This window comes from Micromonospora sp. NPDC000442 (assembly GCF_042898635.1).
Taxonomy (GTDB): domain Bacteria; phylum Actinomycetota; class Actinomycetes; order Mycobacteriales; family Micromonosporaceae; genus Micromonospora.
The window spans coordinates 122,611-134,601 of the sequence record NZ_JBIAYZ010000006.1 but is presented as its reverse complement, the minus strand read 5'-3'; the positions used below and the strand labels follow the sequence as shown (position 1 = coordinate 134,601).

General features: G+C 71.0%; 12 protein-coding genes. 7 read left to right on the top strand and 5 right to left on the bottom strand.

From position 1 onward, the window contains the following. Positions 1-10 precede the first annotated feature (10 nt). From ACFY2A_RS11735 to ACFY2A_RS11725, 3 genes are all read left to right on the top strand, one after another. Positions 11-784 carry an IclR family transcriptional regulator gene (locus ACFY2A_RS11735; RefSeq protein WP_387170911.1) on the top strand — a complete coding sequence of 258 codons (774 nt, stop codon included), beginning with the start codon at positions 11-13 and terminating at the stop codon, positions 782-784. 100 nt (positions 785-884) lie between these two features. Further along, complete coding sequence (locus ACFY2A_RS11730; RefSeq protein WP_387170909.1) at positions 885-1,766, top strand: PaaX family transcriptional regulator C-terminal domain-containing protein; 882 nt, start codon at positions 885-887, stop codon at positions 1,764-1,766. A 191-nt stretch (positions 1,767-1,957) separates the two neighbouring features. Then, positions 1,958-4,108, top strand: a complete 2,151-nt coding sequence (locus ACFY2A_RS11725; RefSeq protein WP_387170907.1) for a DUF6351 family protein — start codon at positions 1,958-1,960, stop codon at positions 4,106-4,108. Between the two features lie 50 nt (positions 4,109-4,158). Here ACFY2A_RS11725 and ACFY2A_RS11720 read toward each other — a convergent pair whose 3' ends face one another. Further along, entirely contained in the window at positions 4,159-4,626 is a 468-nt protein-coding gene (locus ACFY2A_RS11720; protein WP_363920432.1) for a MarR family winged helix-turn-helix transcriptional regulator, read from the bottom strand. Positions 4,627-4,709: 83 nt separating this feature from the next. On the opposite strand from ACFY2A_RS11720, the gene ACFY2A_RS11715 reads away from it, so the two are divergent. From ACFY2A_RS11715 to ACFY2A_RS11700, 4 genes are all read left to right on the top strand, one after another. Continuing rightward, entirely contained in the window at positions 4,710-5,636 is a 927-nt protein-coding gene (locus ACFY2A_RS11715) for an SDR family oxidoreductase (protein ID WP_387170905.1), read from the top strand. Positions 5,637-5,660: 24 nt separating this feature from the next. After that, the gene (locus tag ACFY2A_RS11710) at positions 5,661-6,542 is read left to right on the top strand and encodes an amidohydrolase family protein (RefSeq protein ID WP_387170904.1); all 882 of its coding nucleotides are present in this window, start codon (positions 5,661-5,663) and stop codon (positions 6,540-6,542) included. A gap of 16 nt (positions 6,543-6,558) precedes the next feature. Beyond that, positions 6,559-7,011 (top strand): MaoC family dehydratase, encoded by a 453-nt coding sequence (locus tag ACFY2A_RS11705; protein WP_093402242.1) that lies wholly within the window; start codon positions 6,559-6,561, stop codon positions 7,009-7,011. A 64-nt stretch (positions 7,012-7,075) separates the two neighbouring features. Further along, entirely contained in the window at positions 7,076-8,602 is a 1,527-nt protein-coding gene (locus ACFY2A_RS11700) for a long-chain fatty acid--CoA ligase (protein ID WP_387170902.1), read from the top strand. Here ACFY2A_RS11700 and ACFY2A_RS11695 read toward each other — a convergent pair. The 4 genes from ACFY2A_RS11695 to ACFY2A_RS11680 are packed head-to-tail and all read right to left on the bottom strand — an operon-like array spanning position 8,599 to position 11,938. Then, positions 8,599-9,486, bottom strand: coding sequence for a PaaX family transcriptional regulator C-terminal domain-containing protein (locus ACFY2A_RS11695; protein ID WP_387170900.1), 888 nt, complete (start codon positions 9,484-9,486; stop codon positions 8,599-8,601). The genes ACFY2A_RS11700 and ACFY2A_RS11695 overlap by 4 nt on opposite strands. Positions 9,487-9,523: 37 nt before the next feature. Beyond that, positions 9,524-10,324 carry an ABC transporter ATP-binding protein gene (locus tag ACFY2A_RS11690; RefSeq protein WP_387170898.1) on the bottom strand — a complete coding sequence of 267 codons (801 nt, stop codon included), beginning with the start codon at positions 10,322-10,324 and terminating at the stop codon, positions 9,524-9,526. After that, positions 10,317-11,141 (bottom strand): ABC transporter permease, encoded by an 825-nt coding sequence (locus tag ACFY2A_RS11685; RefSeq protein WP_387170896.1) that lies wholly within the window; start codon positions 11,139-11,141, stop codon positions 10,317-10,319. The genes ACFY2A_RS11690 and ACFY2A_RS11685 overlap by 8 nt, the downstream gene beginning before the upstream one ends. Further along, positions 11,138-11,938 carry an ABC transporter permease gene (locus tag ACFY2A_RS11680; protein ID WP_387170894.1) on the bottom strand — a complete coding sequence of 267 codons (801 nt, stop codon included), beginning with the start codon at positions 11,936-11,938 and terminating at the stop codon, positions 11,138-11,140. The genes ACFY2A_RS11685 and ACFY2A_RS11680 overlap by 4 nt, the downstream gene beginning before the upstream one ends. Positions 11,939-11,991 lie beyond the last annotated feature (53 nt).

The window sequence follows — 11,991 nt, the reverse complement described above, 5'->3', positions numbered from 1 at the left end:
TGATGGCGGGATGGACGCGCAGCCCGGACGGTCGGTCACCAGCAAGGTGCTGGCCCTGCTCGACGCGTTCACCCCGACCAGCCCGGCGCTGACCCTCAGCGAGCTGGCCCGGCGGGCCGAACTGCCGTTGCCCACCGCGTCCCGGCGGGTCGCCGAGCTGGTCGCCTGGGGTGCGCTGGAGCGGGGTGACGACGGGCGGTATCGGATCGGGTTGCGGCTGTGGGAGGTCGGTTCCCTCGCTCCCCGGGGGCTCGGGCTGCGCGAACTGGCGCTGCCGACCATGGAGGACCTGTACGAGGTGACCCACGAGAACGTCCAGCTCGCCGTCCGGCAGGACGTCGAACTGGTCTTCATCGAACGGATCGCCGGGCGGCACGCGGTGCCGGTGCTCACCCGGGTCGGTGGTCGCTTCGCGTTGCACGCCACCGGCGTCGGGCTGGTGCTGCTCGCGTACGCACCGGCCGAGGTCCAGGAACAGGTGCTGGCCGCGCCGCTGGAGCGGTACACCCCGCTGACCATCACCGACCCCGGACGGCTGCGGCGCGGGCTCGCCGAGGTGCGCCGCACCGGGTACGCGGTAAGCGACCGCCAGGTGACCATGGACGCCCTCTCGGTGGCCGCCCCGATCTACGGACCGGAGGGCGCGGTGGTCGCCGCGATCTCACTGGTGGTCGCCCAGCACCGGGCGGACCCGGTGGCGCTGGCCCCGCTGGTCCAGGCGGCCGGCCGGACGATCTCCCGGTCGCTCGGCACGTCGTACGGGCCACGGCGGTCGGCCGGGTGAGGCCAGTACCGCGCCGTCACCCGGCGCAGTAACGTGTCCGGGTGTTGATGCGCTCTGGTCAGCCCCACACCGACGCGATCGCCACCGGGGCGTCGTCGTGATGAGCGACGGTCTGGGCGAGCTGTCGCCGCCGGGGTCGCCGTCGGAGCGGGCGGCGGTCGGGCGGGCCCGCGCCCAGCGTCTGCTGGTGACCCTGCTCGGCGACCACTGGCACGCCGGTCGTGCTCCGCTGCCGTCCGGGGGTCTGGTGGCGGTCCTCGCGGAGTTCGGCATCGCGCCTGCCAACGCCCGCGCCACGCTCGCCCGGCTGACCCAGCGGGGGATGCTGCACCGGACCAAGGAGGGCCGGCGGACCAGCTACCGGTTGACCGAGCCGGCCTGGCACATCCTCCAGCGCGGTGCCCGACGCATCTTCGCCACCACCGACGGGAGCACCTGGGACGGCAGTTGGACGCTCATCGCGTTCACCGTGCCGTTGGAGGACGCGAACCAGCGACGCCTGATCCGGGCCCGGTTGCGCTGGTTGACGTTCTGGCCGCTGTACGACGCCACCTGGGTCACGCCGCACGACCGGCTCCACGAGGCACGCGAGCAGCTCAGCGAACTCGGGGTCACCGACGCGGTGCTCCTGCGCTCCACGGACCTGGAGTTGCTGCCGGACGGCAGGGCGCGGCTGGAGGCCGCCTGGCGAATCGACGAGGTGGCCGCCGGTTACCAGGAATTCCTGCACCGCTACCGCGAGCTGGCCGACCGGGCCTGCGCCGGTGCGGTGCTGCCGGCGGAGGCGCTCGTCGCCCGTACCCGGCTGGTCAGCGACTGGCGGGCGCTTGTCGGCACCGACCCTGACCTGCCAGCCGAGTTCCTGCCTCAGTCGTTTCCACGGGCCGAGGCACGGGCGATGTTCCTGAGCATCTCCGAGGCGCTGGCGCCGCTGGCCCAGAAGCGCTTCGAGGACCTCGTCCAGCGACTCGAACCGGTCTGAACCGCTCCACTCCGCCGCACCTGACTCCATATCGGACATTCCGGCCCGACCGTCACCAAGGCACCCTGCCGGTTTGCGGCATCGATGCATTGCACTTCCATTGACTGCCGGTCAGTTTTCGCATTACGTTTTCTCCGTGCCTTCGACCCCGGAGGCCCAGCCGCCCGTCCCCGGCTGAAAGGGGTCCCGCCATGCCCACCCACCGATCTCGGAGGAGCACCCGGCACCGACCCCTCCGGGTGGCGTTGACCGCGCTCATCGCCACCGCACTGGTCAGCAGCTCCGCACCGGCCGGGGCCGCGCCCGGGGCCGGCAAGGGCGGCGACCGGGGCTTCGACGTGTCGGTCGTCTCCGGTCGCGCGGACATGGTCAGCGGCGGCGACGCCCTGGTGCGGGTCGCCGTGCCGCGCACCGTCGCACCGCACCGGGTGAAGGTCCGCCTCGACGGCCGGGACGTGACCGGCCGCTTCCGGCCGGCGGGCGACAAGCGGACCCTGCTCGGCCTGGTGGACCGGCTGAAGCTGGGCCGCAACCGGATCGAGGTCCGCGCGCACGGGCCGGGCTGGGGACGCCCCGGCGCCAGCCTGACGCTTGTCAACCATCCGGCCGCCGGCCCGGTCTTCTCCGGGCCGCACATCCCGCTGTTCTGCACCGCCTCGGGCAGTCCGTGGCACCTGGGCCCGGTCGACGAGGACTGCCACGTCGCCGAGCCGCAGGTCAGCTACCGGTACCGCAGCACCGCCGGCAGCTTCGTCGACCTGCCCGACGGTCCGCTGCCGGCGGACGTGGCCAGCACCACCACCACGGCCGGCCGGACCGTCCCGTACGTGGTGCGGATCGAACGCGGCACCATCAACCGGGCGGTGTACGAGATCGCCATGCTGCACCAGCCCGGCTCACCGGCCCCGAGCCCGTGGACGACCACGCGTGGCTGGAACGAGCGGCTTGTCTACACCTTCGGCGGTGCCTGCGGCATCGGCCACACCCAGGCCACCAGCACCGGCGGCGTCCTCGACCACACGTTGCTGAGCCGCGGCTACGCGGTGGCCAGCGCGACATTCAACGTGTACGCGCACAACTGCAACGACGTCACGTCCGCCGAGACGGCCATGATGGTCAAGGAACACTTCATCGAGACGCTCGGCGTACCGGCCTTCACCATGGGGTGGGGCGGATCGGCCGGCACCATGCAGCAGTTGCTGATCTCGAACGCCTACCCCGGCATCCTGGACGGCGTCATCGGCAGCATCGGCTACCCGGACGAGCGCTCCACCACCATCTCCGGCCACGAGTGCCGGTTCATCTCCCAGGCGGCCACCGACGCCGGGCTGTCGGCGGCCCAGCAGCACGCCGTCAGCGGCTTCGGCAGCCCGAACACCTGCTTCGGCTACCAGTTCTTCGACAGTGTGGACTGGCCGACCGCCTGCCCCGCCCACATCCCCGCCGACCGGCGCTACCACCCGGACACCAACCCGGAGGGCATCCGCTGCGCCATGGCGGACTTCGTCTCGAACGTCTACGGCGTCGACCCGAGGACCGGTGCCGGCCGGCCGATCATCCCGGACACCGTCGGCGTGCAGTACGGCCTGGCGACGCTCAAGGCGGGCGTCATCAGCCCGGAGCAGTTCGTCCGGCTCAACGAGGGCATCGGCGGACTGGACGTGGAGGGCAACCGCACGCCGCAGCGCACCTCGGCGAACGTCGCGGCGATCAGCAGGGCGTACGCGACCGGCCGGGTCAACCAGTTCGACGGCGGGCTGCGCTGGACACCGATCATCGAGACGCGCGGCTACACCGACCCCACCGGCGACTTCCACGACCGGTTCCGCTCCTGGACGATGCGGGAGCGGCTGGTGCGGGCCAACGGCAACGCCGACAACCACGTCAGCGTGACCGGCCCGCCGGGCGCGGCCAGCGCGGCGATCCAGGAACAGGCGCTCGCCGACATGGACGCCTGGCTGACTGCGCGCGGCAGGCTCGCGGCGGCCCGTCCGCACCTGCACGCCGTGGCGCTCACCCGGCTGTCGCGGCCACGCGGCCTGGCCGACAGCTGCGTCACGCCCGACGGTGAGCGGATCGTGGAGCGGCTGACCCTCGACCCGACCGGCCGGTGCAACCAGCTCTACCCGTACCACCGCAATCCTCGAGTGGTGGCGGGCGGGCCGACCACCTCGGCGGTGCTCAAGTGCCAGCTTCAGCCGCTACGCAAGTCGGGGTACGGGGTGCGCTTCACCGCCGAGCAGTGGCAGCGGCTGCGTACGGTCTTCCCCGGCGGCGTCTGTGACTGGTCGAAACCGGGCGTCGGGCAGCGCCCGCTCGCCGGCACCTGGATCCGCTTCTGACGGGCAGCACCTGGTCGGGAGGCTCGCCCGGGCGAGCCTCCCGCCCGCGCTCAGTCGGGAAACGCGAGCAACCGCAGCAGACCGGCCAGCCGCTCGTGCTCCTCGGGGGTCACCGGGGCCAGCAGGCCCCGCTCCACGGCGCGGGCGGCCTGCTGGGCGCGGGCGAAAAGGTCCCGGCCGGCGTCGGTCGCGACGAGGACGTTTGCCCGCCGGTCGGCGGGGTCGGTGCGGCGCTCCACCAGCTGGCGCTGTTCGAGCCCGTCGACCAGGGCGACGACCTGGCTCGGGTCGAGGCGGAGGAACTCGGCCAGCTCCCGCTGCGTGGGGCGGGCCCCGTCCGCGGCCAGCGCGAGCACGGAGTAGGAGCGCGCCTTGAGCCCGTGCTCGGCGAGGGCGGCGTTGGCCGCCGCGAGCGTGAGGGCGTTGGCGCGGGCCAACAGAAAGACCAGGTCACCGCCGAGCACGCTGTCCCGCAGGGCGTCCCGCCCCGGCAGCCGGGTCTTCCCGCTAGCGGACATGGCGACGATGGTAGCGCGTTTCCTCAATGATTGACATTTTCAATGGTCCGTGCTCAGATCGGGTGGACACGAAGGAGTTCTCCATGTCCCTGGACGGCAAGGTCGCCATCGTCACCGGTTCCGGACGCGGTCTCGGCCTCGCGTACGCGCAGGAACTCGCCCGGCAGGGCGCCGCCGTGGTGGTAAACGACGTCGACGCCCAGACCACGGCCGACGCCGTCGCGTCGATCCAGGCGCTCGGTGGCCGGGCCGCCGCGGTGGTCGCTCCGGTCGGCCCGACCGAGACCGCCGAGCAGTTGGTCGCCACCGCCGTCGAGACCTTCGGTCGACTCGACATCCTGGTCACAAACGCCGGTGTGCTGCGCGACACCGTGCTGTGGAAGATGACCGACGAGGACTTCGACACCGTCATCAACGTGCACCTGCGCGGCACCTTCACCACCGTGCGCGCGGCGGTGCAACACATGCGGACAGCGGGCGAGGGTGGCCGCATCATCTGCATCGGCTCCCCCACCGGCCAGCGCGGCAACTTCGGCCAGACCAACTACGCCGCCGCCAAGGCGGGCATCGTCGGCATGACGCGCACCTGGGCGCTGGAGCTCAAGCGCGCCGGCATCACCGCCAACACCGTGGTCCCGGTGGCCGCGACCGCCATGACCGCCACCGTCCCCTACTTCGCCGCCGCCGTGCAGGCGGCCGAGAAGGGTGAGCCGATGCCGGCGTTCTTCCGGCACGATCTCGGCTTCGGCACGGCGGACGACGTCGCCGGCCTCATCGCGTTCCTGGGCTCCGACGCGGCCGGCGGCATCACCGGTCAGGTGATCGGGGTGGGCGGCGACCGGCTCCAGGTCTGGACCCACCCGGAGGCGGCGCTGACCGCCCACCGCGAGGGCGGCTGGACGTACGATGCTCTGCTCGAAGCCTGGCCGGCGACGTTCGCCGGTGCGACGCAGAGCGTCGGCGAGCGGTTCCCGGAACTCCCCGAGGAGTTCAAGACCGCAGGCTCCTGACCCGCCGGAGGAAAGTTCCCCATCATGTACCAACCCGCCATCGACCTCGACGCCGTCACCGCGATCGACATGCACGTGCACATCGAGGTCGACGAGCACGGCCACAACTCGCTGCCCGACGACCTGGTGGCGGCGGTCTCGAAGTACTTCAAGGCCGACGGACCGCGCCCGGCGATCGAGGCGGTGGCGCAGTACTACCGGGAACGCCAGATGGCGGCCGTCGTGTTCACCGTGGACGCCCGCACCCAGTTGGCGCACCAGCCGCTGTCGAGCGTGGAGATCGCCCGCGCCGCGGCCGAGCACGCCGACGTCCTGATCCCGTTCGGGTCCGTCGACCCGCGCACCGGGGCGGCGGCGCTCGACCTCGCCAGCCGGCTGATCGAGGAGGAAGGCGTACGCGGCTTCAAGTTCCATCCCACGGTGCAGGGCTTCGATCCGAGTCACGAGGAGTACGCGCCGCTGTGGGGGCTGCTGGAAAAGGCGGGCGTGCCGGCGTTGTTCCACACCGGGCAGACCGGCATCGGTGCCGGCATGCCGGGCGGCTACGGCTTCCGGCTCGGCCTGTCGAACCCGATGCTGCTCGATCCCGTCGCGGCCGAGTTCGGAGACCTTCAGATCATCATGGCCCACCCGTCGGTGCCCTGGCAGGACGAGGCGCTGTCGGTGGCCACCCACAAGCCGAACACCTGGATCGACCTGTCCGGCTGGAGCCCGAAGTACTTCCCGGCCGAGCTGGTGCGGTACGCCAACTCGCTGCTCAAGCGCCGGGTGCTGTTCGGCACCGACTACCCGCTGCTCACCCCCGACCGCTGGCTACGGGACGTGCGCGGCACCGACCTCAAGCCCGAGGTGCTCCCCGGCATCCTGAAGGACAACGCCGTCCGGCTGTTGCGCCTGTCCAGCTGACGACGAGAGGAAGCTCATGACGACGACGATCACCTACGAACAGCTCGCCGACCTCGCCGGCACCGACCTCGGCTACACCGACTACCGGACGGTCACCCAGGATCAGGTGAACCTCTTCGCCGACGCCACCGACGACCACCAGTGGATCCACGTCGACCCCGAGCGGGCGAAGAACGGCCCCTTCGGCGCGCCCATCGCCCACGGCTTCCTCACGCTCTCCCTGGCGGTGCCCTTCTGGACCGAACTGCTCGACGTCAAGGGGGTCACCACGAAGGTCAACTACGGCCTCGACAAGGTGCGCTTCCCGGCCCCCGTCAAGGTCGGCTCGCGGGTACGCATGACCGCGACCGTCGCCGAGGTCGTCGAGGTGGCCGGTGGCTACCAGATCGCCGTCGACCAGACGATCGAGATCGACGGCGGCACCAAGCCCGCAGTGGTGGCCCGCGGCCTGTACCGCTTCTACGCCTGAGGGCCACCGGCAGGCCGACCGGTCACGCATCGACGCACCATCCTCCACCACCGGGAGACCGCTGATGCACGAACAAGGAATCGGCGCCTGGCTGGCCAAGCGCCGGCTCAAATCCCCCGACAAGGTCGCCCTCGTCCACGGCGAGGGCGACCGCGTGACGTACCGCCAGTTCGCCGACGGCACCGACCGGGTCGCCGCGCTGCTGCGGCGTCTCGGCGTCGGCAGGGGCGACGCGGTGGCCTATCTGGGCGAGAACAGCCCGGATTTCCTCCAGGTGATGTTCGGCGCGGCGCGGCTGGGTGCTGTCTTCGTTCCGGTCAACACCCGGCTGGCACCGCCCGAGGTCGCCCACGTTCTCACCGACTGCGGCGCGCGGGTGCTGATCCACGATCCGGAGTTCGACGGGCGGGTGGTCGCCGCCATCGGCACCGGGCCGTCCCCGCGCGTCGTCGTCACCGGCGAGGGTACGGCCGACCGGCCGGGACTGACCCGGCTGCTGAGCACGACCGCGATGTCCGACGCTGCCGCCGCCGAGGTGGGCCTGGACGACCCGGCCGCGATCATCTACACCTCGGGCACGACCGGCCGGGCCAAGGGTGCGGTGCTGACCCACGGCAACCTCACCTGGGTCGCGCTCAACTGCGTGGTCGACTACGACGTCGTGTCGACCGACGTCGCGCTGATGATCTCGCCGCTGTTCCATGTCGCGTCCCTCGGCATGGGGGCTCTGCCGGTCATCCTCAAGGGCGCCACGCTCGTGCTGGAGAAGGGCTTCGAGCCGGGACGCGCGCTCGCCCAGATCGAGCGGCACGGCGTCACCATGCTCAGCGGGGTGCCGACCACCTACCAGTTGATGGCCGACCACCCGAACTGGGCCACCACCGACCTGTCGACGTTGGGCAAGCTCACCTGCGGCGGCTCGGCGGTGCCGACCCGGATCCTCAACGCGTACGAGGAACGTGGCCTGTCGTTCTCGCAGGGCTACGGCATGACCGAGGCGTCGCCGGGCGCGACGTCGCTGCCCCCCACGATGACCCGCGCCAAGCAGGGCAGTGTGGGCCTGCCCCACTTCTTCACAAGCGTGCGGATCGCCGACGAACACGGCGAGCCGATCGCCGACGACGGCATCGGTGAGATCCAGATCTGCGGTCCGAACGTCTTCCCCGGCTATCACCTGCTGCCGGAGGCGACGGCCGAGGCGTTCTCCCCGGACGGCTGGTTCCGCTCCGGCGACCTCGGATACCTCGACGCCGACGGCTACCTCTACATCTCGGGCCGGCTCAAGGACATGATCATCTCGGGGGGCGAGAACATCTACCCGGCCGAGATCGAGGTCCTGCTCGGCGAGATCGAGGGGGTGACCGGGGTGGCGGTCATCGGCGTACCGGACGCGCGGTGGGGCGAGGTGCCGTGGGCGATCATGACCGTACGGGAGGACGCCACCGTCGACACGGCCACGGTGCAACAGTTCCTCGACGGCCGGGTCGCCCGCTACAAGGTGCCCAAGAACGTGATCGTCGTCGACGAACTTCCCCGGACCGCGTCGGGGAAGGTGCGCAAGGCCGACCTGCGGGACCGGTTCGCCGGCTAGTGCGGTGTCCGGCTGCGCCGCGCCGGATCGCCGCCTGACCTCGCCGCGACACCGCCCACGTTCCTGGCCACCGCACCGCTGCCACCGGCGACCAGGGCGGCGAACTCCTCGGCGGACGCCGCGGCCAGCCGCTGGTGCATCCGCCGGTAGACCTGCGTCGACCGGCCGGCCGGCCACTGCTCGTCCATGAACTCGCGGGGCAGCCTCGGGTCCGCGCGCAGCAACGCGAGCCAGTCGGCCACCAGCATCGTGCGTACGGTCAGCGCGCTCGCCGCCTGGGTCGCCGCGCCCGGCTCGCCCCACACCTCGATGAACGCCAGGTGTTCCCGCCGGATCGCCTCGATGTCCCACGCCGCGCGGACACTGTCGGCGATCGGAAAGCCGGGGAGTTCCCGGGCGTGGAAGGCGACTACCGTCTTGGGGGGAAGGTCCCGGCACAGCGGCTCCAGCGACCCGGCGAGGTCGACCTCACCGGGTGCGAGCCAGAGCCCGTCGCGTAGCGGCGCGAAACCCTCCCAGGTGAGGGTGGAACGCAACCGGTGGCGCAGGGTCCGCTGCCCCTCGGGGATCGTGAACGTGACGAGGGTCCAGCCGGTGCCCTGCGGGTCGAACGGGCGCGGACCACGGACCCGTTCGGTGGCCTCCCGCAACACCGCCACCCCGTGCTCGGTCAGCGAGAACAGGATCTCCCGACCGCTCTTGCTGCGGTCGAGCATGCCGGTCTGCACCAGCCGGTCGAGGGTCGCCCGCGTCGCCGGTGCGGCGACGCCGGCACCTTCGAGAACCCCGATCAGGACGCTGGCGCGAATCGGGCCCACCGCATCGTCGACGACGTGCTCGCCGAAGAACGCGAGCAGCAGCTGCTTCGGCTGACGACTGCGCACAGCTTTCCCTCTCGAGCGAATCCACCCCGCGGCACGGTCACGGGGCGACGGTCTGCCCGCGCTTCGCACGCTGGATCTGGTCGTAGACATGCGTACGCAGCTCGGTGAAGCGCGGTAGCGCCCGGGTGGTGATCTGGTCGCGCTCCGGCGGGAGGTCGACCGACAGATCCTCCTGTACCCAGGTCGGCGACGCGGACAACACCAGCACCCGTTCCCCCAGGTAAACCGACTCGTCGATGTCATGGGTGACGAAGAGAACCGAAATCTTGCGGCTCGCGTGCAGCTCGCGGACGAGATCCTCCAGGTCCGCGCGGGTCTGCGCATCGACCGCGGCGAACGGCTCGTCCATGATCAGCACCTCGGGCTGGTACGCGATGGCCCGCGCGATCGCCACCCGCTGCTGCATGCCACCCGAGAGCTGCCACGGGTGACTGCGGGCCGCGTGCGCCAGCCCGACCGCCTCGATGGCGTCGGTGACGAGCTTGTCGCGGGCCGAGCGGGACAGCCGCTTGTGACGCAGCGGCAGCTCGACGTTGCCTCGGACGGTCAACCACGGGTAGAGACTCCGGCCGTACTCCTGGAACACGACGGCCATCGCCGGGCTCGGACCGGTCACCGGCTGTCCGTCCATCTCGACCAGGCCGCTGGTGGGCCGGAGCAGGCCGGCGAGGCATTTCAACAGGGTCGTCTTGCCGCAGCCCGACGGCCCGACGATGCAGACCAGCTCACCGGAGCGCATGGTGAAGCTGATGTCCCCGATCGCCTCGACATCGCCGTTCGTGGACTCGTACACCTTGCGCAGGTGCTCCACCCGCAGCAGCGTGCTCCGGTCAGGCACGGTTGACCTCCCTGATTCCGTGGTACCAGCGCAGCACCCGTCGCTCGACGACACCGAAGGTCGCGGCGAGGAGCACGCCGACGAGGCCGAGCAGGAGAATGCCGCTCCACATCTCGGCGATGAGGTAGTTGCGTTGGAAGTAGGCGATCCGATAGCCCAGTCCGGCGGACGAGGCGAACATCTCCGAGATGACCATCAGGATCAGCGCGACCGAGAGGCCCTGCCGGACCCCGGTCATGATCCGCGGGCTGGCCGCCGGGAGCACGAGGTACCAGAGCCGTTCCCACCAGGTGATCTGGAACGAGTCGGCGGTCTCGGACATCACGCTGTCGGTGGCCCGGACACCGTCGATCGTGTTCAGCAGAATCGGCCAGATCGCGCCGGAGACGATCACGACCACCTTCATCGTGTCGGTGATGCCGAGCAGCAGCATCACGACCGGGATCAGCACCGGCGGAGGGATGGCCCGGAAGAACTCCAGCAGCGGTTCGAGCAGTTCGCGTAGCCAGCGGAACAGCCCGATGAGGGTGCCGGCGGCGATGCCGATCACGATCGAGGCCGCGATGCCGAGGGCGAGCCGGTAGAGGCTCGGCAGCACGTCGTCGACGAACGCCGGCCCGATCCAGGTCTCCCGGAAGGCTTCGAAGATCGTCAGGGGGCCGGGGAAGAACCGGTTGGTCGACGAGGACGACGCCAGTCCCCAGACCACCAGCAGCAGGAAGGGCAGGCCGAGCGGGTAGAGGAAACCCGCGGCGACGCGGCGCCCGAGGCCGCGCCCGCGCGAGCGCTGGGCGATGCGGACGGTGTGCGCGGTCACAGGACCTCCTCACCGCGTACGGACTGGTGCCACGACAACGAACGCCGCTCGATGAATCGGAAGACGAGATTGACCAGAAGCCCGAGCAGCCCGGTGACCACCACGAAGGCGTACAGCCCGACGGAGTCACCGGCGGACCGGGACAGCTCGATCATCCGTCCCAGACCGGGATTGCCGATCACCATCTCGGCGGTGATGGCGAGGATGAGGGCGACCGCGGCGGCGAGCCGGACGCCCGTCATGAGGTACGGCAGGGCGGTCGGCAGCACCAGGTACGACAACCGCTCGCGGCGGGTGAGTCCGAAGCTGCGGGCGGTGTCCCGGGCGACCGCGTCGACGTCGGCGACGCCGTAGATCACCTGCACGAAGACCTGCCAGAACGACGCGTAGATGATGATGAGCAGGGCGGCCTGCATCTGGATGCCGAACAGCAGCACGGCGAGCGGAATGAGCGCCACCGACGGGATCGGCCGCAGGAACTCCACCACCGTGTGGGTGGCGCGGCGCAGGAAGGGCACCAGGCCGACGATCGTACCGAGGACGACCGCGGCGGCGGTGGCCACGGCCAGCCCGATCGCCCAGGAGGTCATGGTGTACCCGAGCCGGCGCCAGAAGGCGAGGTCGCGGGACTCCTCGGCGAGCCGGGCGAACACGTCCGTGACGTACGGCAGGTACTGCGAGTTGATCAGGCCCAGGGTCGGGACCAGTTGCCAGATGACGAGGAACCCGGTCAGCCCGACAACGCCCAGCATCACCTTGCGCAACGAGCGGGGACGCCGGAGGGACAAGACGTGCATGTTGCTCCCGTGGTCGGCGGCGACGCCCTTCCCGGCCGGTCACCGGGAAGGGC

Bases quoted from the DNA above. Each gene is read 5' to 3' on its own strand.
- ACFY2A_RS11735 (WP_387170911.1), top strand. From the start codon at position 11: ATGGACGCGCAGCCCGGACGGTCGGTCACCAGCAAGGTGCTGGCCCTG.
- ACFY2A_RS11730 (WP_387170909.1), top strand. From the start codon at position 885: ATGAGCGACGGTCTGGGCGAGCTGTCGCCGCCGGGGTCGCCGTCGGAG.
- ACFY2A_RS11725 (WP_387170907.1), top strand. From the start codon at position 1,958: ATGCCCACCCACCGATCTCGGAGGAGCACCCGGCACCGACCCCTCCGG.
- ACFY2A_RS11720 (WP_363920432.1), bottom strand. From the start codon at position 4,626: ATGTCCGCTAGCGGGAAGACCCGGCTGCCGGGGCGGGACGCCCTGCGG.
- ACFY2A_RS11715 (WP_387170905.1), top strand. From the start codon at position 4,710: ATGTCCCTGGACGGCAAGGTCGCCATCGTCACCGGTTCCGGACGCGGT.
- ACFY2A_RS11710 (WP_387170904.1), top strand. From the start codon at position 5,661: ATGTACCAACCCGCCATCGACCTCGACGCCGTCACCGCGATCGACATG.
- ACFY2A_RS11705 (WP_093402242.1), top strand. From the start codon at position 6,559: ATGACGACGACGATCACCTACGAACAGCTCGCCGACCTCGCCGGCACC.
- ACFY2A_RS11700 (WP_387170902.1), top strand. From the start codon at position 7,076: ATGCACGAACAAGGAATCGGCGCCTGGCTGGCCAAGCGCCGGCTCAAA.
- ACFY2A_RS11680 (WP_387170894.1), bottom strand. From the start codon at position 11,938: ATGCACGTCTTGTCCCTCCGGCGTCCCCGCTCGTTGCGCAAGGTGATG.